The 26,178-nt window shown below is 62.6% G+C and carries 25 protein-coding genes; 5 read left to right on the top strand and 20 right to left on the bottom strand.

Going from position 1 to position 26,178, the window contains the following annotated elements; translation table 11 throughout:
• Positions 1 to 133: 133 nt before the first annotated feature.
• On the bottom strand, positions 134 to 1,954 hold the full coding sequence (locus ACFPB1_RS05190; protein WP_379222628.1) for a carbohydrate-binding protein: 1,821 nt from the start codon (positions 1,952 to 1,954) through the stop codon (positions 134 to 136).
• Between the two features lie 212 nt (positions 1,955 to 2,166).
• Between ACFPB1_RS05190 and ACFPB1_RS05195 the strand changes: the two genes are divergently transcribed.
• Together ACFPB1_RS05195 and ACFPB1_RS05200 are read left to right on the top strand one after the other, a co-directional pair.
• Positions 2,167 to 2,367: a peptide-methionine (S)-S-oxide reductase gene (locus ACFPB1_RS05195; RefSeq protein WP_379222630.1), complete on the top strand. Its 201-nt coding sequence runs from the start codon at positions 2,167 to 2,169 to the stop codon at positions 2,365 to 2,367.
• The gene (locus tag ACFPB1_RS05200) at positions 2,354 to 2,440 is read left to right on the top strand and encodes a hypothetical protein (RefSeq protein ID WP_379222809.1); all 87 of its coding nucleotides are present in this window, start codon (positions 2,354 to 2,356) and stop codon (positions 2,438 to 2,440) included. Before ACFPB1_RS05195 ends, ACFPB1_RS05200 begins: the two co-directional genes overlap by 14 nt.
• A 232-nt stretch (positions 2,441 to 2,672) precedes the next feature.
• Here ACFPB1_RS05200 and ACFPB1_RS05205 read toward each other — a convergent pair whose 3' ends face one another.
• Complete coding sequence (locus ACFPB1_RS05205) at positions 2,673 to 2,843, bottom strand: hypothetical protein (protein WP_379222632.1); 171 nt, start codon at positions 2,841 to 2,843, stop codon at positions 2,673 to 2,675.
• Between the two features lie 379 nt (positions 2,844 to 3,222).
• Between ACFPB1_RS05205 and ACFPB1_RS05210 the strand changes: the two genes are divergently transcribed.
• On the top strand, positions 3,223 to 3,306 hold the full coding sequence (locus ACFPB1_RS05210; RefSeq protein WP_256253072.1) for a putative holin-like toxin: 84 nt from the start codon (positions 3,223 to 3,225) through the stop codon (positions 3,304 to 3,306).
• 197 nt (positions 3,307 to 3,503) lie between these two features.
• Here ACFPB1_RS05210 and ACFPB1_RS05215 read toward each other — a convergent pair whose 3' ends face one another.
• The 7 genes from ACFPB1_RS05215 to ACFPB1_RS05245 form a co-directional block, all read right to left on the bottom strand.
• Complete coding sequence (locus ACFPB1_RS05215) at positions 3,504 to 4,883, bottom strand: ABC transporter substrate-binding protein (RefSeq protein WP_379222634.1); 1,380 nt, start codon at positions 4,881 to 4,883, stop codon at positions 3,504 to 3,506.
• The gene (locus ACFPB1_RS05220; RefSeq protein ID WP_379222637.1) at positions 4,880 to 6,436 is read right to left on the bottom strand and encodes an ABC transporter substrate-binding protein; all 1,557 of its coding nucleotides are present in this window, start codon (positions 6,434 to 6,436) and stop codon (positions 4,880 to 4,882) included. The genes ACFPB1_RS05215 and ACFPB1_RS05220 overlap by 4 nt, the downstream gene beginning before the upstream one ends.
• Positions 6,433 to 7,008 (bottom strand): RNA polymerase sigma factor, encoded by a 576-nt coding sequence (locus tag ACFPB1_RS05225; protein WP_379222812.1) that lies wholly within the window; start codon positions 7,006 to 7,008, stop codon positions 6,433 to 6,435. Before ACFPB1_RS05225 ends, ACFPB1_RS05220 begins: the two co-directional genes overlap by 4 nt.
• Before the next feature lie 283 nt (positions 7,009 to 7,291).
• Positions 7,292 to 7,708 (bottom strand): GIY-YIG nuclease family protein, encoded by a 417-nt coding sequence (locus ACFPB1_RS05230; protein WP_379222639.1) that lies wholly within the window; start codon positions 7,706 to 7,708, stop codon positions 7,292 to 7,294.
• Positions 7,709 to 7,745: 37 nt separating this feature from the next.
• The gene (locus tag ACFPB1_RS05235) at positions 7,746 to 8,510 is read right to left on the bottom strand and encodes a DUF2087 domain-containing protein (protein ID WP_379222641.1); all 765 of its coding nucleotides are present in this window, start codon (positions 8,508 to 8,510) and stop codon (positions 7,746 to 7,748) included.
• 160 nt (positions 8,511 to 8,670) lie between these two features.
• Positions 8,671 to 8,853, bottom strand: a complete 183-nt coding sequence (locus ACFPB1_RS05240) for a hypothetical protein (protein ID WP_379222643.1) — start codon at positions 8,851 to 8,853, stop codon at positions 8,671 to 8,673.
• A 217-nt stretch (positions 8,854 to 9,070) separates the two neighbouring features.
• Positions 9,071 to 10,315, bottom strand: coding sequence for an MFS transporter (locus ACFPB1_RS05245; protein WP_379222645.1), 1,245 nt, complete (start codon positions 10,313 to 10,315; stop codon positions 9,071 to 9,073).
• Positions 10,316 to 10,635: 320 nt separating this feature from the next.
• Here ACFPB1_RS05245 and ACFPB1_RS05250 point away from each other — a divergent pair, with 320 nt between their 5' ends.
• Positions 10,636 to 11,679 carry an efflux RND transporter periplasmic adaptor subunit gene (locus ACFPB1_RS05250; protein WP_379222647.1) on the top strand — a complete coding sequence of 348 codons (1,044 nt, stop codon included), beginning with the start codon at positions 10,636 to 10,638 and terminating at the stop codon, positions 11,677 to 11,679.
• A 176-nt stretch (positions 11,680 to 11,855) separates the two neighbouring features.
• On the opposite strand, the gene ACFPB1_RS05255 is transcribed toward ACFPB1_RS05250, so the two are convergent.
• From ACFPB1_RS05255 to ACFPB1_RS05280, 6 genes are all read right to left on the bottom strand, one after another.
• Complete coding sequence (locus ACFPB1_RS05255; RefSeq protein ID WP_379222649.1) at positions 11,856 to 14,981, bottom strand: glycoside hydrolase family 2 TIM barrel-domain containing protein; 3,126 nt, start codon at positions 14,979 to 14,981, stop codon at positions 11,856 to 11,858.
• A gap of 225 nt (positions 14,982 to 15,206) precedes the next feature.
• Complete coding sequence (locus ACFPB1_RS05260; protein ID WP_379222651.1) at positions 15,207 to 16,379, bottom strand: ABC transporter permease; 1,173 nt, start codon at positions 16,377 to 16,379, stop codon at positions 15,207 to 15,209.
• Complete coding sequence (locus ACFPB1_RS05265; protein WP_379222654.1) at positions 16,345 to 17,076, bottom strand: ABC transporter ATP-binding protein; 732 nt, start codon at positions 17,074 to 17,076, stop codon at positions 16,345 to 16,347. The genes ACFPB1_RS05260 and ACFPB1_RS05265 overlap by 35 nt, the downstream gene beginning before the upstream one ends.
• Positions 17,076 to 18,524: an efflux RND transporter periplasmic adaptor subunit gene (locus tag ACFPB1_RS05270; RefSeq protein ID WP_379222656.1), complete on the bottom strand. Its 1,449-nt coding sequence runs from the start codon at positions 18,522 to 18,524 to the stop codon at positions 17,076 to 17,078. Before ACFPB1_RS05270 ends, ACFPB1_RS05265 begins: the two co-directional genes overlap by 1 nt.
• Positions 18,521 to 19,330, bottom strand: coding sequence for a hypothetical protein (locus tag ACFPB1_RS05275; RefSeq protein WP_379222658.1), 810 nt, complete (start codon positions 19,328 to 19,330; stop codon positions 18,521 to 18,523). Before ACFPB1_RS05275 ends, ACFPB1_RS05270 begins: the two co-directional genes overlap by 4 nt.
• Positions 19,331 to 19,504: 174 nt before the next feature.
• Positions 19,505 to 20,278, bottom strand: a complete 774-nt coding sequence (locus tag ACFPB1_RS05280) for a phytanoyl-CoA dioxygenase family protein (RefSeq protein ID WP_379222661.1) — start codon at positions 20,276 to 20,278, stop codon at positions 19,505 to 19,507.
• 136 nt (positions 20,279 to 20,414) lie between these two features.
• Here ACFPB1_RS05280 and ACFPB1_RS05285 point away from each other — a divergent pair, with 136 nt between their 5' ends.
• Positions 20,415 to 21,293: an AraC family transcriptional regulator gene (locus ACFPB1_RS05285; RefSeq protein WP_379222663.1), complete on the top strand. Its 879-nt coding sequence runs from the start codon at positions 20,415 to 20,417 to the stop codon at positions 21,291 to 21,293.
• Between the two features lie 170 nt (positions 21,294 to 21,463).
• Here ACFPB1_RS05285 and ACFPB1_RS05290 read toward each other — a convergent pair whose 3' ends face one another.
• From ACFPB1_RS05290 to ACFPB1_RS05310, 5 genes are all read right to left on the bottom strand, one after another.
• Positions 21,464 to 22,066, bottom strand: coding sequence for a sigma-70 family RNA polymerase sigma factor (locus ACFPB1_RS05290; protein WP_379222665.1), 603 nt, complete (start codon positions 22,064 to 22,066; stop codon positions 21,464 to 21,466).
• A 314-nt stretch (positions 22,067 to 22,380) separates the two neighbouring features.
• Positions 22,381 to 23,379: a Gfo/Idh/MocA family protein gene (locus ACFPB1_RS05295; protein WP_379222667.1), complete on the bottom strand. Its 999-nt coding sequence runs from the start codon at positions 23,377 to 23,379 to the stop codon at positions 22,381 to 22,383.
• Positions 23,380 to 23,410: 31 nt separating this feature from the next.
• Positions 23,411 to 24,493, bottom strand: coding sequence for a Gfo/Idh/MocA family protein (locus ACFPB1_RS05300; RefSeq protein WP_379222669.1), 1,083 nt, complete (start codon positions 24,491 to 24,493; stop codon positions 23,411 to 23,413).
• Entirely contained in the window at positions 24,486 to 25,178 is a 693-nt protein-coding gene (locus ACFPB1_RS05305; protein WP_379222671.1) for a hypothetical protein, read from the bottom strand. Before ACFPB1_RS05305 ends, ACFPB1_RS05300 begins: the two co-directional genes overlap by 8 nt.
• Positions 25,179 to 25,283: 105 nt before the next feature.
• Positions 25,284 to 26,177 (bottom strand): carbohydrate ABC transporter permease, encoded by an 894-nt coding sequence (locus ACFPB1_RS05310; RefSeq protein WP_379222676.1) that lies wholly within the window; start codon positions 26,175 to 26,177, stop codon positions 25,284 to 25,286.
• Position 26,178 lies beyond the last annotated feature (1 nt).

Consider the following 26,178-nt stretch of genomic DNA (forward strand, 5'->3'; position numbering starts at 1 on the left):
TATTAATCTTATAGTAGCATTTCCGTTTCCGCCGGCCCGATTCCTTCCAGCAAAAAACCAATACGCACCGCCAGGCTCAGAGCCGACGGTACGTATTGGCGTTCGATGTTGTTCTACTGCAATCCGCTTGAGGTTAGTGCGGGGAAACGATGATATAATCCATATTAAAGGTCGCCGTATCGCCCGAATCGTATTTATAGCTGATCGTATTGCCGCCGCTGTTCAAGCTCAAGGTTTCGGTCTTGCTCCCCCATGTGTTCCAGTTTCCGGTGTCGGGCAGCGACGTTTGCTTGATTTTCACCCCGTTTACATAAATGCTGATCGTTTGTGTACTGCCGGTGCGGTTCGCATATCGCATGGAGACATCGTAGCTTCCCGTTGAAGGCGCGCTTACATTGAATACAGCGTGGACACCGGTATTCGGAAAGAAGGACGCAAATCCCGTCCCGGTATATCCGGTATGGTCGGTATGAACCGCTATATTCGTTAACTGGGCGTCTTCCGCTTCATATTTTTGCGGACCGGCAACGGTAAATCCGTCGCGAACGTAATCATTAAGGGCATAAGCCGTCAAATCGGTCGGCCATTCATGCACGCCCCGGCTGGTCGCATCGTCGATAAAGGCAGCCAGCGTTCCCGTTCCGCCGCGGATTTCCGAATTATAACTACCCGCGCTGCGGTCCGGATCGGCCCAGCCGGGATCGCCCATGTCGCCAATGCCTCCGCCCCAATTGTATTGAATGTTGCCGTTGACATAGGTGATGAAAGATCCGTTGGTAATGCCGGAGTTCGAACCGGAGTCCTTGCGATTGGCCACAATATTGCCGTCGAATGTGACCGTTACGCCTGAAGCGACATCGCTCGATGCATCCAGCCCCACAACCGCCAACGTTCGGGGCCAATTCCCGTCCGTGTCCATCCGTTTTCCCCGAAGAATGACATTATTCCGGGCGGTTGCATCATACTGCAACGTTTCGCCTCCACCGCCCAACAGAAGGCCAAGCGAATTTTCTTCAAAGAAATTATCTTCAAACAGACCACCCGAGCGTCCTTGAACGCCGTGGCTTGAACCTCTCGTCACAATATTGCCCCTCACGATGGTATTGCTTCCGACGCTGTCATATTGCAGGTACATATTGTGATTATACTCATTCGCGCCGGCACCGGCGACTTGCTCATTCCAGCCGTTGTGGTCGAATACGTTGTCTTCGATCAGAAGACCGTCAACGCCGCTGGCAAAAATCCCGCTGGGGCGGTTTGAATCGCTTGTGGAGGAATTTTGGGTATAGGCATTCACAACGATACTTCTTCTTAGTTTAAAATTGCTGTACACATTCGTGCCTGCGGGGTTGCTTTGAACGACTAACTCCATGAATTCAAGCTTGCAATCCTCGATCAGAATATCGGAACCGCCTCCGACAAATCTTATTACAGGCCCGTTCGCTACACGCGAGTCATATCCCGGATCGTTAGGATCCATCTTGTACCCCTTTATATCCAGGCCGATCAACCATACGTAGTTCCTCACTTGACCGTTGTGGTCGATGAAATTGGCGTCGCATTTAATCAAAGGTCTGTCCCCCGACGATCCGTAATAAGAAATGACCATCGGTTCACTGGCGTTTCTGCCGTTTTTAAATCTGCCGAGACTTTCATCCACCCAAACATCGCCGCGTTTCAACAGCATATGGTCGGGATAACCGTCACGCATGAGCGAAGCCGCCTTTGTCAACGTCTGTACGGGAGCACTGGCCGAAAGTCCGTTATTACTGTCAGAGCCCTGCGAGCTGCTTACGTAGACGATGCGGGTATCCTGGCTGGTCGGGATCGTCGTCCAATTGCCGGACGCATCAGCCTTTCCCGAACTATTCGGAATAACGACGCTTCCCAGGACAATACCCAGCATGAGTACAAATACGGTTGCAGAGCGGCAAAGCGTTCTCGGAACATTCACTATTCGGAAAACCTCCTCACAAATTTGTACTTCGTTAGCTCCTTCTTGGCCTCCTTTCCAGTTAAATATATTGCAGGATAAGGCGAATAAACATGATGATGTGTTTGGAAAATGAAAGTATCTCTGACTCTTTGGCCACGATGGAGTTGAATTGGTATATTCGGCTCTGAATTCCGCCAAACTAGGCGATATTGAGGAAGGAGGGGACTTTCATGAATGACTATCATCTAAGCACGGTGACGCTGGGGATGGGCTGCTTTTGGAGTGCCGACGCTTTGTTCGGGCAACTAAGAGGTATCGTAAGAACCCGCGTCGGCTATGCCGAAGGAACACTGGATCTTCCGTCTAACCGGCAGCTTGGCAATCATACGTTCAAGGAAAGGAAAGCTTGCCACCGAGATGGCTCCCTTTAACCGGTTCTACCCTGCCGAGGATCGGCATCAGAAATACTATTTGAAGCGTTATCCTCATGCGATCAAGTGCTGAGCAGCCTTTATCCAACCCCGCAAGAGCTGACGAGTTCAACCTTGGCGGAAAGGCTGAACGGTGTGGCCAAAGGGTTTGTGTCCGCGTTTCACCCAGCTGAAAGTACCAAAAGCTGAATAACTTCATCGTCAGCTTGGAACCTCCCAGCCATTATTGGCGGAGCTTGCCACTTGGCTCATTACTCAAGGGATGGAAGTCATTCTCGTTAATCTTTGTTAGGAAGGATAGTCTCTCATTGGAGTGTGTTTTCAAACTGCACTTTTATTGACAACTCCAGATCAAAACCCGATTCACTCCATCCCTCTAAAGGTACGAGCATTGTAGGTGCGAGTCGGACTGCTTTCGTTACCTTCTCCCGCAGTTGATTAACTTTATCGATGGGAAAGAAAAATTCAATTCCCATTCATCTTCCTCCACCAGGAGCAGCGTTATTCTTCATGTTTTAAGTATCTACGTTAGAAACACTGGCTATATTGCACACTCTTATGAAATTTGTTGATTCAGTCGAGTGCCATGAAGGCATAGACACCAACAAAATTCAACACATAAAACGCAGTGTATATTTATACAGTCGGCTGAATAAAGCTAATTATGAAACAATAGTTACAACTTATTTTGAAACATTTCCAGCTATAGATGAAATATCACATCGGGCTTGTGAAACCTCTGTAAACATGTCCCAAAATAACGATAGACACGCGAACTTACGTTCGTATATAATGAAGAGGCGATGAGTGGCTAGCAAGGGCGGTCGGCTAGTCTCCCCGAGGGGAGGTGATGCCATGGAGACCAAAGACGCGATAACGCTGATGATCACGTTCGGCATGTTTATTCTCGCGCTGCTCTCTTATCTCAAAAAAAAATAGACCGCCCTCTCGCAAAGGTATGCGGTCTACTCTAATTCCCATATCTTCCTGAGCCTTCCGCCCTTAAAGCGGTGAGTCGCGCGAGGAGTCGGTTGCCGCCGGCTCCTTTTGCCCGATTGGGCTCATCTTTCTTTCACTATACCATATTACCCGCGGATTGGAATACGGCATACGCAGAATTTGGGCGATGCGCGCCATTATTTCTTCGGTTTAGCCGCATCCATCAGCGCCTGACCTTCCTTCTGAATGGCGGCGATGACGCCGTCGACGCTTCGTTCGCCTTTAACGGCGGCGGCAATCTCGCGGTCCTCCAGCTCGGAGAACAGCGTCGTGAATTTCGGGTCGTACCCTTCCAGCGAATAGGACTGGCCGAGCCCCGGCAGAATCTCGTACAGCTTCGGCAGCAGCGGGTTGCGGTCGTACTGCATATACGACTTGCGGGTCGGCAGCTCGCTTTCTTCCTGCAGTCCGGAACGCACCTTGGCTACATAATCGCCGAGCATGAAGCGAATCATCTCCCACGCCGTATCACTGTGCTCGGCGCCCGCCGGAATCGCCATGTAATTATAGACGCCCATATCTTCGGAGCGGTCGCCCGCCGAGCTCACCGGAGGCGTGACCATGCCGAGCTCGAACGGCATGCCCTGCATGGCGTTGTAGCCCCCGATCGTCATGGCCGATTTCCCCTTCTTGAACAGATCCGCCTCGTTCACGTCTTCCGGCCCGTACCGGACGTCGCCGTCTACCGTCTCGCCGGTGACCTGCTGCATGGCGAACGTCCCGTTCTTGTACAGCGCCACGACCGTCTCCACGACCTCCCGCCAGGACGCGGTATCCATCGTCACCTTGCCGGTTCGGAAATCGTAGGGACGCAGCCCGTCGCGGGTTGACAACGAGAAGAGCAAGTTGTTCGGCATGCTGCTGAACGGCTGATGGTACCCGACGACGCCTTCCTTGCCGCTGCCGGCCTTCCCGAATTGAGCGGCCAGCATGAAGACGTCCTTCATCGTCATCCCGTCCCGCGGCAAGGGCACGCCGTATTGGCGGAACAAGTCCGCGTTGTAGTAAAGCGCCGACGCTTGAAAGGTCGGCGAGACCGCGTACAGCCCGCCCCCGCCGTCGCGCTTCATCTTCTCGATCATCCCGGGGTAGAACTCGGCTTCCCTCAGCTTATCGCCGATCATGCGAGGCGATAAGTCCTCCAGCAATCCGCCGGCGGCCAGGCGCTCGTAATGAATGTCGTAACCGAGCAGCAGATCCGGCCGTTCCTCGCTCAGCTTGCGCGCGTACTGCTCGTCGGTCAGCGGGTGCTTATAGTCGGGCTCCATCTCCACCAGCGTCACCTTGACGTCGGGGAAAGCCGCCGACAGATAGTCCCCGTACGCGGCGGCATACGCGCTCTCGTTCGCAATCCCGATGACGACTTCCTTCGGGGCCGATCCCGCGCCGCCCGCGCCGTTCGCGCAGGCGGCGAGCAGCAGCCCGAAGAACGGCAGCAGCGGGAGCAGACGGAGATGGACGGCCCGAAGCTTGCGCGCAGGCTTCCTCATGGTGGTCATGGCGATCATATCGGTCATGGCGCTTGATCCCCTTTCCCGATGACCGCCAGCCGGGCGTCCAGCTCGCGCTGCAGATCGGCGAGGGCGTCGTCGACGGACTTGCCGTCCTTCAAAATCGCGTCCATGGCTTCGCCGCCCAGCTGGGCCAGCACCTGATTGGCTTGTACGAGCTGCGAGTCGGCGCTCACAGCCAGGCCGGACGCCGCCTTCGCGGGATCGACGTTCCCAGCGGCGTAGAATGCCTCCCATTCCTTGCGGAGCGCTTGGTCCATCGAGGAGGGAGCGGCCAGCACCTGCTGCCGCAGGAAGCTATTGGGATCCAGATGCTGCCGCCATGTCCCGCCGGTTACGAAGCGGAGCAGCTCCCACGCCGCGTCCGCCTGCGCCGACTTCGCGTTAATGGCATACACCGTCGACGTGCCGAGGTACGCTTCCTGGTTCGTCGCAGACGGGTCCAAGCGGATCGGAATCGTCCGCCAATTGAAATGCATGACCCCGCTTTGTTCATACTGCTTGAGATTGCCGTAGTAGTAGCTCTGGCCGAGCGTCATCGCGGCTTCCCCGAGCGCGAACGGATCCTGCTTGCCCATGTCCGCCATGGTGATTCCGCCCTTGCCGAATTGAACCGGCTTCGCCTGGTTCATCCAGCCCGTCCGGTAGCCGTCGGCGACGGTCGACCAGATGCGCTTCCACCCATCGGAATCCACGTTCGCCTGCAGCCTGCCGTCCCGGTCGGCGATCGTCTGCAAGCCGGAGGTCTGGCCGGCGAGAGCGACGGTCGCGAACGTATTCGACCGGTTCACCGCGGCCAGCCCGCTGACGCCGGTGCCCTGGAACCGCGCGGCCAGCAGCAGCAGCTCCTCCATGGACACGGGACCATCGGGAAGCGTCACGCCGCGGGAGGCAAACAGATCCTCGTTCACGTAGAGCGCCGTGGACGTCAGATCGTAGCTCAGGCCGTACAGCTGCCCGTTCCCGCCCGCCTGGCGCAGCAGCTCGACGAGCGGCGCGTGGAGCGCCGCCGTCTCCGATTTATCCGTCTTGACCAGGGCGTCCAGCGATTGCAGCCTTCCGTCGGCGGCCAGCTTGGCATAGACGTTATAGGGGACCTGCACGACATCGGGCTGCTCGGCGTCGAACCAAGCCTCGAATTTGACGGGGTCCCCGTACAGCGCGTCGGGCGATTCCGCGAGCGACAGCTTCACGGACGGATGCCGGATAATAAACGGTTTCTTGAACGTATATTGGAACGTGTTGTTCATGCCGAATTGCTGCACCTTCAGCTCGTATTCCTTCGCGGCCAGCGGATCCTTGCCGAGTGCCGCCGGCACGTCGGCATGCGGCTTCGGCTGCAGCAGCAGCTTCAGCTCGTCCCCGTACCGCCAGCCCGCCGCGAGCAATACGGGCAGGCACAGCAGCGCGGCCGCCGTCCGGAGCGGCGCGCGTCTTCGCGTCATCGTCGTCATGCGGATGCGTTCCCTCACTTTGTTCTCCAGATCCGAGGTGAACCCATTCTTGACGGGAGGCTTGCCGGCGAGGCGGCGCTCCCACTCGTGTGCCGGCTGCTTCATGTCCATTCTTCCTCCCCGGTCCAACGTGCTTCTTGGGCCAGCTTGCGGTTGACCGCCGCCCGGGCGCGGTGCAGCCTCGACTTCACCGTGCCCGGCGACACGCGAAGCATGTCCGCCATCTCGCTCATCGAGAGCCCGTAGCGGCTGCTCAGGAGGAGCACCTCCCGCAGCTTGCGCGGCAGCTCCATGACGGCCGCCCAGACCTCCTCGGCCATCAGCTTGTCCATGCTCTCCCGCTCCGCCGAAGGCGAAGTCTGCGCATGCGAGCGGATCGTATCGAGCAGCACGACCCGCCGTACCCAGGCCGACCGCAGCACGTCGCGCGCCGTGTTGCGGGTAATGGCCAGCAGCCAGGTCTTGACCGACGATTGCCCGCGGAATTCGTAAAGCTGCTGGAACACCTTCACGAATACGTCCTGGGCGATATCGTCCGCCATCTCCCGGGAATGCGTGATGAAATAAGCGAAATGCCAGACGTCCTTGCCGTACGCGGCCATCAGCTCGCCTAGAACCGCGTGACGGTCCAAGCCGTCCGTGACATGCTTCAAATAATCGAAATGCAAGCGATTCACCTCGGAAAGTAGACGAAGCAAATGGAAAATGGTTCCGTTGTTTCGTGGATTTATGAGATTGATTTATTATAAGAGACGGTTTGCGTTTCAGGGAGGCCCGTTCGTCGCCGCGAAACGGACTTGACAGCCGGCTTGGGGCGCTGCCCGCCGCAGCGCCGCCGGCAGGCAGCGAAAAAAGCCTTGAGAGACGGCGGTCCGACCGCCGTCTCTCAAGGCTTGATGTCCCGGCCGCGACCGCGCGGCGCCGGGCGGCGGCCCGGCGGCGGCTCGCCGCGCCGCGTGCTCAGCGCTCCGCCGGCGCCCGGTTGTACCCTGCCGGCTCGTAGGGCCGCAGCTCGCCGAGCCACTTCCGCTCCAGCCGCTTCAGCGCGTCCCGGTACGCCTGGACGGCGCCGCGGCCGAGCACGGACTTTCCCGCCTGCGCTTCCTCGCCGCCCTGCTCCGCGCCCCCGTCATGCGCCAGCCGCTCCACGATCTCGAAGCGGAAACCTGCGCCGGCCTGCGCTTTATACGCCCGCTGCAGCGCGGAGTTGGGATGGCTGCCCGCGTCGAGCATGAATTTCTCCCGCCTCCAGGCGGAATCCAGCGTCGGCGAGGACGCGACGTAGCGTTTGCCGTCGCGTTCATTGACGATCTGGAACACGCCCATCGCGCGCCCCTTGACGCCGAACTCGTTTTGCAAATCTTTGCGTCTGTTCATGGTCTTCCTTCCCGCAGTCCCTTCTTCATGACCTTGCTTATACGCCAAGCCGATAAGCGTCCGAATCGCCCTCGCGGACCAGGAAGCCGTAATCGACGAGCAGCAGCCGAAGCGTGGCGAACTCCTCCGGCATCAGCCGCGCGAGCAGTTCGTCTACTTCCGCTTCCCGATACCGGCGGCCCTTCCGGAAGCTGGTCGCGATGTGGCGCAGCAGCGCGGTCCGGCGCTTCGCCTTGCGCGGCAGCCCGGTGAGCGGCCCGTCCAGACCCTGCGGCAAATACTTGTCCAGCAGCGCCTTGTATTCCTCCGGCGGCAGCGCGAAGCGCTCGTCCGGCAGCGGCGCGGTCCGCCGCGCGGGAACGGCCTTCGCACCCGGCCCGGCGCTCTCGTCGAGCAGCTCCATGATCGCGAGGAACAGCTTCGCCTGCTTGGCCCGCTCCTTCAGCGCGAAGCGGTGATTGCGGATCGTCGACGCGCTGCCGGCGCCCGCGAGCCCGACGATCTCCGCGTCCGGCTTGCCGGAGGCGAACGCGCCGATCAACAGCTTCTGCAGCTCGGTCAGGCCCGTCGACTTCTTGTCCAGTCCGAGCAGGAACTGCAGCATCGAGCCGTGCGCCGCCGCGACATGCGCCGCGATCGCCTTGCGCGCCTCCATCATGCGGTCCCCGGCCGGGTACACGATGCCTTCCTCGTACCGTTGCCCGCAGACGAGGCAGCAGTAGCTGTCCGATTCGCCATGGAACATATAGCCTCGCTTCAGCTCCGGCAGCGAAGCTTCGTACAGCGCTTCCGATACGTCCATCTCGCCCATCTCCCCGCTACTTGTAATCGTTGTCTCGATCATAGCCCATGCGCCGCCGGCTGGCAACCGTTCTAACGCCGTCGGCGCTCTTCGCCCGCGCCGTCCGCCCCGCGCCGCCGGCCGCGGCCCGCCTATAACAAGAATGACGATGATCCAGCCCTCAAGCCGCGTCCGGCTTGAATCCTCGATCATCGTCATTCTTGGGATGCGCGATTCTCCGTTTGTCGGGCTTCACCCGCGTCACCGGCTTCACGCCGTTCCAACTGCCGCGCAGCGTTCTCGGGTCCTGCCCGCCCTGCCGCATCTTCTTCTCCAGGCGCTTGCGCGCCTCGCTCTTCGCCATCGTCCTGCACGCTCCCGTCGTCGGATTCCGGCCGCAGCCTTCGCGGCCTGCTACCAGTGTACGCCATGAAGCGCGTACCGATCAAGCGGCGTCCGCCCGGAAGCCGCGAAGGACGGGACCGATCGCCCGTCCCGCCCGCTTCCGCCGACACGCTTGCATCGGCCCGCACCAGGCGGCTGCTCCGGCCGGGCCCACGAGGCCAGGGTCCGCCTCCGCTTTAACCCGCCTCGCGCCGGTCGGCCGGCAGCAGCATCGCCAGCAGCCCGATCAAGGGCAGGACGCTGGAGTAAGTCATCACCCGGGTAAGCCCCCACGCCTCCGCCAGGTTGCCTAGGACGATCGCGCCGAGCGCCCCCATCCCGAACGCCAGCCCCGTGATGAGCCCCGACGCCATGCCGACGTTGTTCGGAATGAGCTCCTGCGCGTACACGACGCTGACCGAGAAGCCGGACATGAGGATGAAGCCGAGCAGGAGGCTGATCGGGTAGATCCAGCCGAGCGGGACATGCGGCAGCAGCAGCGCGAAGGGCGCCGCGCCGCCGATCGAGAACACGATCATCCGCTTGCGGCCGAACCGGTCGGCCAGCACGCCGCCGAAGAACGTGCCGAGCACGCCCGCGGCCATGAACAGGAAGATCGGCACCTGCGCCGCCCGGACGGACAGGCCGTATTTCTCCTCGGCGAAGAAATTGTAGAAGCTCGAGATCCCGCTGACGTACCACGAACGCGCGAAGACGAGCAGCACCAGAATTGTCATGGCGAATGCGATGACGGAGCGCCCCTTGGCGGCGGCCCCGGCGGCCCCGGCGGTCCCGGCCGCCGCGGTTCCCGTCCCTTTCGCCTTCTTGACGGGCTTGCCGTGCCGCTCCAGCTGCGTCCTGTACCACGGCACGACGCGGAGCAAAATCGCGATCGCGGCCGCGGCGAGCAGCGTCCCCCATACCGCGCCGGGCTGGCCGAGCGGCAGGAAGATGAAGATCGTCATGAGCGGCGCGAGCGAACTGCCGGCATTGCCGCCGACCTGATAGATCGACTGCGCGAGTCCGCGCCGGCCGCCCGCGGCGAAGTACACGACCCGCGAGCCCTCCGGGTGGAACACCGCGGAGCCGAGGCCGATGAAGACGACCGCCAGCAGCACGTAATAGAAGCCGGGGGCGTACGCGAGGCCCGCCATGCCTGCGAGGCTCAGCGCCATGCCGACCGGAAGCATCCACGGCATCGGCCGCTTGTCCGAAAAGTAGCCGACGACCGGCTGCATGACGGAGGACGTCATATTGAGCGTAAACGCGATCCAGCCCATCTGCCCGTACGTCAGATGAAGCGAATCCTGGAACACCGGGAACAGCGCGCTTACGACCGCCTGCATCGTGTCGTTCAGCAAGTGCACGGCGCTGATCGCGAAGAGCACGGCATAGACCGTGCCCGTCCGCAGCACGGCGCCCCGCGCGGAAGCTGTCGTCATTGTGCCTACCACCTTTATCTCATCCGATATCGAAACGTTCATTTGCTACCATAGCACAGCGTCACAGGGGTGACAATTGGCCGAGAGGAAGATTTTGGCGTCCTAAACGCCTCCGCAATCGGCCGCGCGCCCCCGCATGCGCGTCAAGCTCTCTTTTAGCCGGGCCACGGCTTCGCTCCGCCATTCCCATGCCTCGCCGCCGAACAAAATGGAAGCGCGCACATTGACACGCTACTAGTCCCGGTTTATGCTTGAATCAGCTTAATTTGTCAAATAAAGTATGCCGTTTATTTTACGACGAGGGGAGAACCTTCCAGTCTATGGCTTACCCGACGACTACCAAACGCCGCCGCCTTTCTCTGGCCCGGGCCGCCGCCTTCTGCGCGGCGCTGTCGCTGCTGGCAGGCTGTTCGCTGCTGCCGAGCGAAGAAGAACCGCTCGATCCCCCCGCGCTGACGAGCAAGGCGGAAGCACACGTCACGGAACCCGTCACCCGCGGCAACCTGGAGCTGTACCTGTCCTCGACGGCCACGGCCGTATCGGAGGAGAACCGGACCGTCTCGTTCGCGGAATCCGGCGGAATCCTGAAGAAGCTGTACGTCGCCGAAGGCGATACCGTCAAAGCGGGCGCGCCGATCGCGGAGCTCGATACCGGCGATCTGCCGATGCGGCTGAAGCTGCAGGAACTGACCGTCGAGCAGCGCACCATCCGCTATCAGGACGCCGTCAAGCAGCAGGCGGGCGAGGATGCGGTCTCGCTGGCGAAGATCGACCTCGAGGCGGAGCAGCTGCAGCTGAACGCCCTGAAGGAGCAGTACCGCAAAGCCATGCTGTTCGCGCCTGCGGACGGGCGGGTCACGTACTTGAACGACATGAAGCCGGGCGAGGCGGTCGAGGCCAACGTCGCGATGGCGGTCATCTCCGACCCCGGCAAGGTCCACTTCGTCTACGAAGCTACCGACGCCGCGAAGCTCCGGGCGGTGCAGAAGGGGAGGGCCGTCTCCCTCACGCTGGACAAGAAGGCGTACGAGGGCACCGTCGTGCAGACGCCGGCGACCGCGCCGAAGAGCAGCGACGACGAAGTAAACCGCCGCAATGCCAGGTCACTCGTCATCACCTTGAAGAATCCCGGCACGCCGATTCAGATCGGCGCCTACGCCGATTTCAAGCTGTTCATCGAGAAGCGGGAGAACGTCCTCATCATCCCGCGCGATGCGCTGAAATCGATGTTCGGCCGTGATTACGTCGAGACGATCGAGAACAGCCGGGTCAAGGAAGTCGACATCGAGACCGGGCTCAAGACGAGCGATCAGGTCGAGGTCGTCAAAGGGCTGGAAGCCGGCCAAGGCGTCGTCATCGACTAGCAGCCGCGCCCGCACTGGGACAAGCGTACGCCCCTCGCGCCACCGCATCGGCTCCCTGCGCGAGACACACGCGCTCCTCAAAGTCATCCAATGGGTACCGTTCATGAAGAAAGCGCCCCGGCGGGCGGCATACGCAAGTATGCGGTCCGCGCCGGAGGCGCTTTTTTTCGTTCCGTTTATTCGGCGATGCCCTGCAGCGTGAAGCGGAACGCGTACGTCCGGTTCGCGTGCAGCACGAACTCCGGATGCGTCTTCGCGCCCCAGCTGTCGTCGCCGCCGACGCCGGATTGCTTATGGTTGATGCGGACGACCGTCTTGCCGCTGGCCGGCAGCTTGTAGACATGGTCGTGCGCCTCCAGCTCCTGCGGTGTGTACGGCAGCGCGTTCAGCTCGAACTGCGGCTCGCCTGCGATCCGGAGCGCCGCTCCGCGGCCGTTTGCGATCTCGGCGCTGCGGACGCCGACCTTGTTGCCGCATTCCTGCGGGCGCAGGTACGGCACGAACTGCTCCGCGACGGTGCCGGCGTATCGTCCGAGCTTGGCGCCGTGCTGGCGGTCCCAGTACGATTCGTGCGGCCCTTTTCCGTACCAGGCCAATTGATCGAACGAGCCGTCCATCGTCAGCATCAGGCCGATTTCCGGAATTTCCGGCAAGCCTTCGCCCGGCTCGAGCTGCAGGCCGACCTCAATCGCGCCGTCGCTGCGGATCTGGTACGTCACATCGCAGCGGGATTCTACCGTCGTCGGCAGCGTGAAGGCCGCGCGCACGAGGACGCGGTCCGGCCGCGCATCCCAGACGAGCTTGCGAAGCGCACGTTCCTCGCCGGCGGAGCGCCAGGTCTCGCTGCGCTCGTGCTGCTTGCTGCCGCGGTCGTTATCCGTGTACGCGCGCCAGAAGTTCGGCGCCAGCGCGCCGCGGATCAGCTCCGTGCCGTTCGCGATGTACGAGACGAGGCCGCCGTGGGCGAGATCGACAGCGGCGGAGAAGCCTTCGCCGCGCACGACGAGCCGGCCGCCTTCCTCGGCGGCACCCAGCGTTCCCGAACCGATGTCCGCGCGTCCGACGGACACCGCGCCGCCCGGCGCTTCCGGCAGCACGAACTGACCGAACGCAACCTCATGGCCGGCATCCGCCCATGGCGAATCCGCTCGGGTGTGCAGGCTCACGGTCAGTACGGCTTCGCCTGCCGTACCGGTCCGCTCCGGAAGCGGAATTACGACTTCAACCGATTCGCCCGGCGCCGCCGCGGCGTCCAGGCTGCCGCTCGCCGCCTCGATGCCGTCGAACGCGACGGACCAGCGCAGCGCGAACGCGCTCAGGTCGGTGAAGAGGAATTTGTTCCGCAGCGCGACGACGCCGCGGCTCAGATCGATGGCGGTCACGTCCGCGTTTTGGTAGCAGCGCTTCGCTTCCAGCAGCTTCGGCGACGGCGTGCGGTCCGCGAAGATCAAGCCGTTGCCGCAGAAATTGCCGTCATGCGGCTGCTCGCCGAAATCGCCGCCATACGCGAGGTAGGCGACGCCGTCCGCGTTCGTCGTCTGAATCGCCTGATCGATCCAATCCCAGATGAAGCCGCCCTGCAAGAGCGGATACGTGTCGAACAGCTCGGTGTACAGATGCAGCCCGCCGCACGAATTGCCCATGGCGTGGCTGTACTCGCACAGAATGAACGGCTTCGGCGAATTCGGATGCGCGCCGTATTCCGCCACTTTTGCCGGCAGGGTATACATCTGGCTCTCCACGTCGGTCGCCGCATCGGACGGCCGCCACTGCGTGACGCCCTCGTAATGGACGATCCGCGACGGATCCGCCTCGCGCAAGAAATCGTGCATGCGGATGAAATTATCGCCGCCGAACGATTCGTTGCCGAGCGACCAGATGAGGATGGACGGGTGGTTCTTGTCGCGCTGCATCATGGAGTTGGCGCGGTCGAGCACATTGGCCGTCCAGGCCGGGTCGCTGCCAGGCACGAAATTCGGCTTCAGCACCGGGGAGTTGTATTCCCAGCTGCCGTGCGTTTCCAGGTTCGTCTCGTCGATGACGTACAGACCGTACTCGTCGCACAGTTCGTACCAGAGCGGGCTGTTCGGGTAATGCGACGTCCGCACCGCGTTGACGTTATGCGTCTTCATCAGCTTGACGTCCGTCAGCATGTCTTCGTAGCCGAGCGCCCGGCCGGTCCGGCTGGAGAACTCGTGGCGGTTGACGCCTTTGAAGACGATGCGCTTGCCGTTGATCAGCATCAGCTTATCCTTGATCTCGAACTTGCGGAAGCCGATCCGGCTGCTCACCGTCTCGAGCAGGCGGCCCTCCGCGTCCTTCAGGGCGAGCACGAGCGTGTACAGGTTCGGGTGCTCGGCGCTCCATTTCAGCGGGTTCGCGACGTTCACCGACGCTTCGATCTCCAGCTCCTCGCTGTCCTTGCCCATCGCGGCGTACACCGTCACCGGCTGCGGCAGCACCGCTTGGCGGTTCCGGTCGTACAGCTGCGCCTCGAAGGTTACCGTGCCGAGCTCCTGCGCGAAATAATTCAGCATCGTCGCGCGCAGCTTCAACTCCGCGTCGCGGTAGTCGCCGTCGAGCTCCGTAACCGCGAAGAAATCATAGATGTGCGCTTTCGGCACCGTATACAGGTATACGTCGCGGAAAATGCCGCTCAGCCGCCAGAAATCCTGGTCCTCCAGCCAGCTCGCATCGCACCAGCGGTACACTTCGACGGCCAGCTTGTTCGCGCCCGGACGCAGGTACGGCGTCAGGTCGAATTCGGCCGGCGTGAACGTATCCTCGCTGTAGCCGACGAGGTCGCCGTTCACCCAGACGTAGAAGGCGGACTCCACGCCCTGGAAGCTGATGAACACCGGCTGTCCGTCCCATTCGGCCGGCACCTCGAACGTGCGCGTATACGACCCGACAGGATTGTACTTGGTCGGCGCGAACGGCTGCACGAGCGCCTCCGACGCTTCCCACGGATAGCGGATGTTCGTGTATTGCGGATAATCGTAGCCCTGCAGCTGCCAATGGCCCGGCACCTGAATATCGGCCCAGTCCGAATGGTCGTAGCCGTCGGCGTAGAAGTCGGCGATGCGCGATGCCGGATTCTCGGCGAAGGCGAATTTCCACGTGCCGTTCAAGGACAAGCGGCTGCGCGACGCGGAGCGGTCGCCCTGCAGCGCCTCTTCGACGGAGGCGAACGGGATCAGCGTCGCATGCGCCTTCATCCGGTTCAGCTCGAAAATGTCCGGGTTGTTGTTCCACTCGGGATAGCCGTTGGCCGGCGGGGTATACGTGAATTTCGACTTCATGAAGCACCTCTTTACGTGTAGGAATAAGCCTTCTCCCCCCTACTCTATAGGAGGGCCGTCAGCCCGTAAATATAAAATTAACGCGGCCGGATAGCTAAAAATGGCGCCCGCCCCGAACGCGAAAAAGCGGCCTGACGAGGGAATAATCCCCCGCCGGCCGCCGGATTCGCGGATGGGTGACGCCCGCCCGGACGCAAGCTGCGTGCCGCCGGTGGCGCCGCGCGCTTATTCGAATCTAAGCGCCTCGATCGGCCGCAGGCTGGACGCCTTGTTCGCCGGAAAGAGGCCGAACACGACGCCGATGAATACCGAGAAGCCGAACGCGAGGCCCATGATCGGGACGGACACGACGACGGTCATGCTCGCGAACTTCTCCAGCAGCTCCGCTGTCCCGAGCCCGATGCCGATGCCGAGCAGGCCGCCGAGGCCGCTCAGCGCGATCGATTCGATCAGGAACTGGATCATGATGTCGCGCTTCTTCGCGCCGATCGCCTTGCGGATGCCGATCTCCCGCGTCCGCTCCGTGACGGACACCAGCATGATGTTCATGATGCCGATGCCGCCGACGAGCAGCGAGATCGCCGCGACGCCGCCGAGCGCGAGCGACAGCGTATCCGAGATGCTGCCGAACGAGTCGAGCAGATCCTGCTGGTTGAACACGCGGTAGCTGTTCGTGTCGCCGCGGAACTTCTTGCCGAGCGCGGCTTCGAGCTCCGCCATGACGGCGTCCATCTTCTTGGCGTCCGCCACCTGCACGTTGATCGACTTGACCCCCTTGGACTTGAACAGCCGCTCGGAGGTCGTGATCGGGATGATGACGATCTCGTCGTTGGAGCCGGTTAGCGAGCTGCCCTTCTCCGCCAGCACGCCGACGACCTTGTAGCGCACGCCGTTGATCAGGAACGACTGGCCGACGGCGTCGGTCGTGCCGAACAGGTCGGCCGCCGTCGTGGAGCCGAGCACCGCGATCTTCTGATAGTAGTCGAGGTCGATCTGCGCGACGAACCGGCCCTGCGCCAGGCTGTAATCCTTGACGTCCATATAGTCGGCCGTCGTCCCGACGACGCTGACGCTCGTGCTGCTGCTGCCGTTCTTCACGGTCGCGTTCTGCTGGTTGTACGGTGCGGCGTACTCAATGTCGGGCGTGTTCGTGATGTCCTCCGCTTCCTTGTAATCGAGCGTCGTCTTCGAGCCGCGCCCGGTGATGCTGACGGTCAGCAGATTCGTGCCGAGGCTCTGCACCTGGTCGGTGACCTGCTTCGTCGTGCCCTGCCCGACGCCGACGAGCGCGATGACCGCGGCCACGCCGATGATGATGCCGAGCATGGTGAGCAGGGAACGCATTTTGTTCGCCAGGATGCTTTTACCCGCCATTTTGAAGGCTTGCCCAATATTCACGACTGTCACCGCCTTCTTCGCTGATTTGGCCGTCTTGGATGCGAACGACACGTCTGGCCTGCTTGGATATGGCGATGTCGTGCGTGATCAGGACGATGGTATGCCCCTGCCGGTTCAATTCCTGCATGAGGCCCATGACCTCGGCGCCCGTGCGCGTGTCGAGCGCGCCCGTCGGTTCGTCCGCCAGCAGGATCGGCGGATTGCCCGCCAGCGCCCGCGCGATGGCGACGCGCTGCTGCTGGCCGCCTGAGAGCTCGCTCGGCTTATGCTTGACGCGGCTCTCGAGGCCGACCTTGGCGAGCGCCTCGATCGCCTGCTCGCGGCGCTGCTTGGCCGGCACGCCGCGGTAGATGAGCGGCAGCTCGACGTTCTCGAGCGCCGACAGCTTGCTGAGCAGGTTGAAGCCCTGGAATATAAAGCCGATCTTCCGGTTGCGGATCTCGGCCAGCCGGCCTTCGCGCAGCCGGCTCACTTCCTCGCCGTCCAGCCAATACTTGCCCGAGCTCGGCGCGTCGAGGCAGCCGATCACGTTCATCAACGTTGATTTCCCGGATCCGGAAGGACCGATGATGGCCAGGAAATCGCCGTGCTCGACGCGCAGCGAAATCCCGTTCAGCGCGTGGACGGTTTCGCCGCCCATCTTGTACAGCTTCGACAGCGTCTCGATCCGGATGAGCGGTGCGCGTGCCGCTTCCATCAGCGCGTCCCTCCGCCCGCGCCGGCGGCGCCGCCTCCGCCTGATGCGCGCGTGGAGGTGCGTCCACCGCCGCCGGGGAAACCGCCGCCCGCGAAGCCGCCTCCGCCGCCGAAGCCGCCGCCTCCGATGGCCGCGCCTCCGAAGCCGCCGAAGCCGCCTCCGCCGGGGCCGCTTGCCCGCTGCTGGCTCGAAGAGGAAGACGCGGCGACCGTCGGCAGAATGACGCGGTCGCCTTCCGCGAGACCGGTGAGCACTTCGATGTAGTCTTCGTTATGGATGCCGACGGTGATGATCCTCGGCGTGCCGGTGCCGAAGCGGCCGTTCGCGCCGCTGGCGCCGCTGCGGTTAATGCCCGCGCGGCCGTATCCGCCGCCGGCGCCGAAGCCTCCGCCGGAGCCGCCTTGCCCCCGGCCGCCGTAGCCGCCCGCTGCGCCTTGGCCGCTCGCCGCACCTTGGCCGCCCTCTGCGCCTTGGCCACCCGCTGCGCCTTGGCCGCTCGCTGCGCCTTGGCCGCCTGCCGCGCCCGTGCCATCCGTACCGGTGCCGGTTGACGGCACGAATACCATGTACCGGCCGCCCAGCGACTGCACCGCGTCGATCGGCAGCATCAGCGCGTTATCCTTCTTCTCGACCTCGATGCTCGCTTCGGCCGACATGCCGCTCTTCAGGCCGTCCGCCTTATCCAGCGCGACCGTCACGTCGAACGACGCGACGCCGTTGCTCGACGTGCCTTCGTCGGCGATTTTGACGACCTTGCCCGTATACGTCTTGTCGGACAGCGCCTCGACGGAGATCCTCGCGGTCTGGCCTTTCTTGACCTTCGCGATGTCGAGCTCGTCGATGCCGACGACCATCTCCAGCTTCGCGTAATTGGCTATATCCATCAGCTCCGCGGACGGATTAAGCGAGTCGCCCTCCGCCACGTTCAGCGTCGTCACCGTGCCGTCGATCGGCGCCGTGATCGTGCTGCCCGCTTCCGCATCCTGCAGCTCCGCGATGTTTTCGCGCGTCTGGTCGATTTGCAGCTGCATTTTCTTCAAATTCAGCTTGATGCTATCGATGCTGGCGTCGTCCGCCGCCGTCTTCAGCTTGTTCTGCGCGTCCGACAGATCGAGCAGCTGGCTCTCCAGATTCAGCTGTTCCGACTTGATCTTGTCGCTGTTGTCCTCGCCTTCGACCGTCAGGAGAACATCGCCCTTCTTCACGACCGAGCCTTCCGCCACTTGGACCTTGCCGACGGTGCCCTGCCCGGTCGCTTTGACCGTCGCTTTGTCGACCGGCGCCAGGCTTCCCGTGCCGCTGACGCTGACTTCGATCGTCCCTTTCGTGACGCGCGCCGTCTGGACGGCCGGTGCCGGGGTCTCCGCCTTCGTGTCGCGCTTCATATAATAGAAGACGCCCGCGGCGACGATCAGCGCGCCGATGCCAAGCAGCCACCATTTTCTCATTGTCCGTTACCTGCCTTTCCCGCGTTGCCCCTGTCAGCCGGATTGAATTGAAGCCGGATGTACGCCGCCGTCTTGCTGTCGGCGCCCAGCCAAACCATCAGCACGTCGCCGGCTTTAAGATCGGTCGCCTTCATCGCGTCGGTCGTCATGCCGTTCTGCCCGCGGCCGAACTTCACGATCCGGGTATCGGCGTTCACGGGAACGGTCGTCTGCGCGTCCTCGAACTTCATCGCGTTCATGAACCCGCCTCCGCCGAACCGTCCGCCGCCAGCGCGGCCCTGGCCTTGACCGCCGGCCTGGCCGCCGCTTTGGCCTTGGCTGCCGCCGGCCTGGCCGCCGCTTTGGCCGTCGCCCGCCGCCGCGTCTTGGCCGTCCCCGGCTTGGCCGCCCGCCGTTTGGCCTTGACCTGGCGCGCCGTCGCCGTTCGTCCGGCCGCCGCCCTGCCAATTGGGCCGCTGGCCGCCTTGGCCTTGCGCGCCGCCGCCGCCCTGCGGACGCTGGCCGCCCCGGCCGCCGAACGACGGCATGTCTGCCGGCGGCGTCGCCGATTTCTGCACGACGATCGCGTCCGCCGACACGCTGACCACTTTCGCGAAATAATCCGCCGTCCGGTCCGGCTGCTGCGCTTCGTCCGCGCCGCCTTCCTCGCCGCTTTCCTCGCCTTGCGCCGCGGCTTGTCCCGCGCTCGCCCCGTTCGCGGCTTGCCCGGCACCTCCGGATTGCGAGTCGTCCTTGGCCCCGCATCCCGACAGCATGACCGAGATCAGCATCGCGGCCGCCATTAATTTCAGGCTTGAGCGTTCCATGGGGCTCCACCTCTTTCCCTGTATCGTCTATCGCCATTCACATTAGCAAAGCTACATGAAATCCATGTGAAGAGCGCGATTGCGGCCGGACGGCTCGCGGCATGACGGCACGCAAAAAAAACCGGCCGGGAACTGTCGTTCCCTGCCGGTCTCGCTCGCTGCGGAGTCCGCGTCTTACACGATCGTATATTCGGGATGTACCTTGTCGAAATGCGGGTTCTCGCCGCATACCATCAACCCCATGCCCCAGTCGAAATGCTCCTTGGTCGTCGGGAAATCCGTCGCGCTGCGGTATTGGAACAGCACGTTGCGGCGATTGCGCTCGCTGCGGTTCTGCGGGGAGCCGTGAATTGTCAAGTAGTTGAAGAACAGCACGTCGCCCGCTTCCGCGATGCATGGCAAGCCTTCGGACACCGGATATTCCTTCGCATTCAGGTAATGACGGCCGACATGCGCCAGCGGCCCTTGCTTGTGCGAGCCCGGAATGACGTGGAGGCAGCCGTTCTCGATGTTCGCGTCATCCAGGTGCACGCTCGCGGCGAGCATCGTGTGCTTCTCATGCGGGAAGTACGGGTAGTCCTGGTGCATCGGGAACGCGGCGCCGTTCTCCGGCGGCTTCACGAGCATCTTAGAGTGATGCAGCTGTACGTTCGGCCCGATCAGCTGCGACAGCACGGCCGTCATGTTCGGGTGCACCAGCGCGCGCAAGAACGCCGCGTCATGGTAGTGCACGTCGTGGAAACCTTTCAGCACGAGCTTCTTCAGCTCTTCCGGCGGGAGAAAATCGCCCTGCCACTGCGCGTTGTGGTCGCGGTTCGCCTTCGCGGCGCGATCGATGATGCTGCCGACGGCGGTGCGCATCTCTTCGACTTCCTGCGGATTGAATACGCCCTTGACGAGCAGATAACCCTCTTCATTGTAAAAATCGACGTCTTGTGGTTTAATCATCCTCGTAGCCTCCTCATATCGAAATCGCTTTCCTATGGCTTTATTGTAGCGAATTCAAGGCTTTTTGATCTTTAGCGGGAGAGGCCACGTTTTTGTCGTTTGAGGACAACTTTAGGCGAAAGGAAGCGCTCTTGCGATGTACCTATGGAACGAAACCGACAGCTGGCTCAACCAGTTCGCCTTGCGGCTGCGCACGGACGATGCCGTGTTCACCGTCCATTACTGGGGCGTGAGCGAGCATCTCATGTCCAACTTCCTGCACAAGCATTCGTTCTTCGAGATCTGCTACGTGCTCGGCGGCCAAGGCACCTACCTCGACGACGGCACGCTGTATCCGCTGACCAAAGGGACGCTGTTTTGCTCCCGGCCGGGCATCACGCACTACATCGAATGCGAGCCGGAGCTCGCGATCCTGTATGTCGCCTTCGAGCTGGAGGAGAGCGAAAGCTCGGAATCGGCGCGGGCGGCGTTCCAGGCGCTCGCCGCGGCGGAGACGGTCGTCGTCCCGGATGGCGACGAGCTGGCCGCCGCCCAGCTGTGGCGCGCCCTGCTGCGCCGTTCCGGCGAAGCCGCGTCGCTGCCGGAATCGGTGCTGACGCCGCTCGCCGCTTCGCTGCTGCAGTCGCTGCCCTCCGTCTTCGTGAGGCCGGCGCAGCCGGAGCGGACCGCGCCGCGCCGCAGCGCCTCCGTCCTGCTGAAGCAGGCGAAGCTGTTCATCACCGACAACCTGGGCGACGAAGAGCTCTCGCTCGAGAAGGTCGCGGCGCAGGTCAGCATCTCGCCCCGGCACCTGTCGCGGCTGTTCGCCTCCGGCGTGCACGAATCGTACACGCTGTACGTGCGCAAGCAGCGGATCCGCCGGGCGGCCGAGCTGCTGCGGTACACCGACCGCTCGATCAAGGAGATCGCGGAAGCGACGGGCTTCGGCTCCGTGCATTACTTCACCCGGACGTTCAGCGACCTGATGAAGGTGCCGCCGGGCCGATTCCGCGAGGATGCGCGGCTGCATGATTAAGCTGCGAAGCCCGCGGTTAGACACGCCTAAGAACGCCGTTTCCCGCCTCCGTCTCCCGCGCTGGGCGCCTGCCATCCCCCGGCTTCGGCAGACGCACAAAAAAAGCGTGCCGAATCGTTGCCGATTTGCACGCTTGTTGAACATTATTCGTAAAAGTCCGGGGCTATGGATCAAAAGAAGCTGAACAGCAGCAGCGAGTAGATGACCAGCATCTTGCCCCACCGTTTCTTCATGAACTCCTTGCCGCGGTGGATGCGCGACTTGACCGTGTTGACGGGAATGTTGTTCGCCCGGCCGATGTCCTCCATGGACATCTCCAGCACGTAGCGCTGGTACACGACGGTCTTGTACTTCTCGGGAAGCTTCTCGATCATCCCGGCCATCGTGGAGGCGAGCTCGCGCTCGATCACTTGGCCTTCCGGCGTCAGGGACGCATGCGGAATGACGTCGTGCAGGGACAACTGCTGGTCGGAATGGGCCGTTACGGGCTGGTCCAGCGGGAGGGGCGGTGTTTTGCGGCGGCGCAGCAAATCCAGGCATACGTTCTTGCCGATGTGGAAGATCCACGTGGAAAACCGTTTGTTCTCGTCGAAGCGGTTCAGGTTCAGATACACCTTCAGGAAGGTTTCCTGGACGACGTCCTCGCATTCCGTCTTGCTGCGCAGGATGCGGTGCGCCATGTGAAACAGCTTATCCTTGTAGAGCTCGACCAGTTTATTGAAGGCCGTCTCGTCGCCTTGCCTCGACAACATCACTAACTGTGCCTCGTTCACCGCGATTCTCCTTTGCCACCCGTCATCCATCTCCTTTTATTATACCTGATATCGGGCGAAAAAAGAAACGCAACTCGGGCGGAGAGGCGTTTTTGCTTCCGGCTCCGGCACGCTGGCGTGTCCCGGTTGACAGCCGGTGCGTCCGCGGCCGCTGGCGATCGCGCCTAAAGCCATTCGCCGGCAAGCAGCCCGGCACGGCAAAGAGGCAGCCGGTCTCCCGGCTGCCTCTTGCCTCCCTCGCGGCGCTTCCGCTGCCGCGACTCGACGCTTCGCTGCTCTTCGTTACGCTTCGAGCCTCGTTATCCCCCAGCCTCTTACTCCAGCTCGTCCAGCCGGACTGCCCGGCCCGTGCGGGCCGACCGATTGGACGCCTCCATCAGCCGGGTCAGATCGAGCGCCAGCTCGAGATTGCGCGCGCCCGCTTCGAGCCCGCTCCCGCCGATCCGTGCCGTCCACTGCTCGAAATCGGACGGCAGCGCCTCCGGCAGCGGCCACTCGGCGACCGGATTGTCGCCGTTCGCCAAGCTGGCGACGATCAGCTTGCGGGTGTGAAGCGAATAGCTCAGGCTCCCCTCGGTGCCGTGTGCTTCCAGCGTAAACGGCGACAGCGGATTGACGAAGCCGGCTTCCACGATGCCGATCGCTCCGTCCGCATAGCGCAGCATGACCGCCGCGTTGTCCTCCGCTTCCCGGCCGGTCACGTAGCCGTAGCTGGAGGAGACGCTCTCCGGCATGCCGAGCAGCAGGCGCGCGAGCACCATCGGATGGCAGCCGAGATCGATCATCGCCCCGCCCGCGCTTTCGGTCAGGCGGTAGAAATGCTCCGGCAGCCCGTCCGCCGACAAGGCGCCTTTATGGGCCAGCCGCGCGCGCACCTGCGTCAGCCTGCCGAGCAGCCCTTGCCGGACGACCTCCTGCGCCGCCTGCGCGAAGGAGGTATTCAACCGAGGCAGCGAGACCGTCAGCTGAACGCCGGACGCGTGAACGTCCGCCAGCAGCTCGCGGCATTCCCGGACGGTCGGCGCCAGCACCTTCTCCGTGAAAATATGCTTGCCCGCCCGGGCCGCGGCCCCGATGACGGCGCGGTGCATCGCCGTCGGCGCCGTTACGATGACGGCGTCGATATCCGGCCGCGCCAGCAGCTCGTCCAGCTCGGCGTAATACGGGACGCCGCGCGCCTCCGCCTCCGTCCGGCCGCGCGCCGGATTCTCGTCCCATACCGCCGCGACCTCCGTATCCGGATGCCGCTCCGCCTGCAGCGCGTAATCCTTGGCATGGACATGCCAGAAGCTCAATATCGCGATCCTAAGCATCGGACTCGTTCCTTTCCATCCTGCCGTCCGCTCAGTCGAAATACACCGCGCGTCCGGTCCGGTTCGATTCGTAAACGGCTTCGATGATCTCCGACACGACGCACGCCTGCTCCGGCGTGACGACCGGCTGCGTGTCGTTCATGACGGCTTCGATCCACAGCCGGATCTCCCGGTCGTGCATGCTCTCCTTGCGCCCTGTGAAGAAGTCGGCGCCCTTGACGTCGAATTTGACTTCGTTCTCGTACAGCCGTCCGTACTTCTCGCCGTTCAAGCGCAGCCGGTCCTTCACGTCCGCGCCGCCCTCGGTTCCGCACAGCGTATAGCGGGCTTCCAGCGTGTCGACCATGTTGATCGCCCAGCTCGACTCCAGCATTACCGTCGCGCCGTTCTTCATCACGACCATGCCGAACGCCGCGTCCTCGACGGTGAACTTCTCCGGGTCCCAGGAGCCGCTGGCGTTGGCCGCGTCCTTGCGCGGCGCCAGCTTGCGGTACGACGTGCCGAGCACGGCGCGCGGCTCGTAGTTGTCCATCAGCCACAGCGTCAGGTCGAGCGCGTGCGTGCCGATGTCGATCAGCGGGCCACCGCCCTGCTTCTCTTGATCCAGGAAGACGCCCCACGTCGGCACGCCCCGCCGGCGCAGCGCGTGCGCCTTGGCGAAATAAATCTCGCCCAAGTCGCCGTTTGCGCAAGCCTGCTTCATGAACTGGCTGTCCGGGCGGAACCGGTTGTTATAGCCGATTGTCAGCTTCCGGCCCGTGCGCCGGGCCGTCTCCGCCATGCGGCGGGCGTCGGCTGCCGTCTTCGCCATCGGCTTCTCGCACATGACGTGCTTGCCGGCTTCCATTGCCGCGATCGACACCTCGGCGTGGGCGTCGTTCGGCGTGCAGACGTGGACGACGTCGATCGAGCCGTCCAGCAGCAGCTCGCGATAATCCGCGTAGACGCGAGCGCCGGGCGCGCCGAACTGCTGCGCAGCCCGCTCCGCCCGCTCGGGCACGATGTCGGCAAACGCGCACAGCTCGACATGCGGCAGCTTGCTCAGCGACGGCAGATGCTTGCCGTTTGCGATCGAGCCGCAGCCGACGATGCCGACTTTCAAGTGATCACGCATGGGACGAATCCTCCTCCCGCAGGGCTGCTCTAATTTCCGCCAAGCGGTCCTGAATGCGCAGCGGAACCTCCCGATGCAGCTCCGCCCACGTCGTGTACAGCGCCGGGTCGATGCGGTACTCCTCGAACTCCATCGACGGCTTGAAGCTGAACGTCTTCAAGTACCGCTCCACGAGCCGGTTGGTCTCATCATCGGTCGAATAGACGCCGTCGAACGGACCGGTGACGAGCAGCCCCCGCCGGCCGGCGGTCTCGTCCGTGGCGACCATCAGGTCAGGCAGCAGGTAGAACATCTCGGCATCCGGCATGAACGCGTGCTTGCCCGGCTGGGAGTACAGCTTGACGTGCGTGCCGTCGACGAGATTGCTGCGGTCGCGCATCAGCCCTTTGAAATGGACGCCGTGGAAGCTGGCGTCGCAGTCCAGCACCTCGCCGTCCCGGCCGACGTACACCCACACATGCTCCAGCTCGTACAGATGCTGAATGTCGTAATCCCAGTAGATCGCGTATTCGATGATGCACTGCAGATTCGGGTCGTTGAACTCGAAATGGCGGCGCGTCGACGGAGACGGCCCGGAAGCCTCCAGTACGGTAATGCCCACGCGAACGGGGAAGAACGGCTCGTTACGGTCGAAATACAGATAGGGGGCATAGGTTGCAATCCAGTCGGCGTTCCAATTGTTCATGGTTTGCTTCATCCTTTCCATGCGGTTCGTTTGTTTGCGATCCGCGCGCGGCCGCGCGCGTTGTCGTGTGAAGTCCGAGAATGCGTCCGTATTCATGGCGCGCCGCTACTCCTTGACGGAGCCCAGCATCGCGCCGGAGATAAAATATTTTTGCAGCCACGGGTACACGATCAGGATCGGGACCGTGGCGAACATGATGCTCGCCGCCTTGATGCTCTCCGGCATGATCGCGACGAGCTGGTCGCCCTGCATCGACAGCGGGTCGTTGGTCATGCTGTTCATGACGACCTGGTACAGCTTGAGCTGGATGGGGTACAGCTTCGGGTCCGTGATGTACATCAGCGCGTCCATGAAGCCGTTCCACCGGCCGACGGCATAGAACAAGCTGAGCGTTGCCAAGGCCGGCAGCGAGAGCGGCAGCACGATCCGCGTCAAGGTGCGAACATGGCTGCTGCCGTCCATCTCTGCCGCCTCCGACAAGCCTTCCGGCAGCGAGCGGAGGAACGTGATCAGAATAATCAGGAAGAACGGATTAATAATCGCCGGCAAGATCAGCGAGCCGATGTGATTCGTCAGGTGCAGGCTCCGAATGAGCAAGTAATCGGGAATCGTGCCTCCGCTGAAAAACATCGTGAACAGGATCAGGAACATGACGATCTTCTTGCCGGCCAGCCGCTTCGACAGCGGATAGGCGGCCGCGATCGTCAGCAGCATCGCCAGGCAGGTGTAGCTGACGGTCAGCACGACCGACACCAGCAGCGCCCGGAGCATCGTATCGTCCTGGAAGACGATCCGGTAAGCGTCGACGTTCCAGCCGAGCGGCAGGATCGTCACGTCGCCGGACAGAATGGCGCGGTTCGAGCTGAGCGACATGGAGGCGATATGCAGCAAGGGAGCTAGGCACAGGACGACGAGCGCGGCGATCAGCACGGCATTGATTGTCTCGAACAGCCGGCCTCCGCCGCTTCGGCCCGCCATCCGTCGCGCGTTCTCGGCCATC

This window comes from Paenibacillus sp. GCM10023250, assembly GCF_042653205.1.
GTDB lineage: Bacteria > Bacillota > Bacilli > Paenibacillales > Paenibacillaceae > Paenibacillus_Z.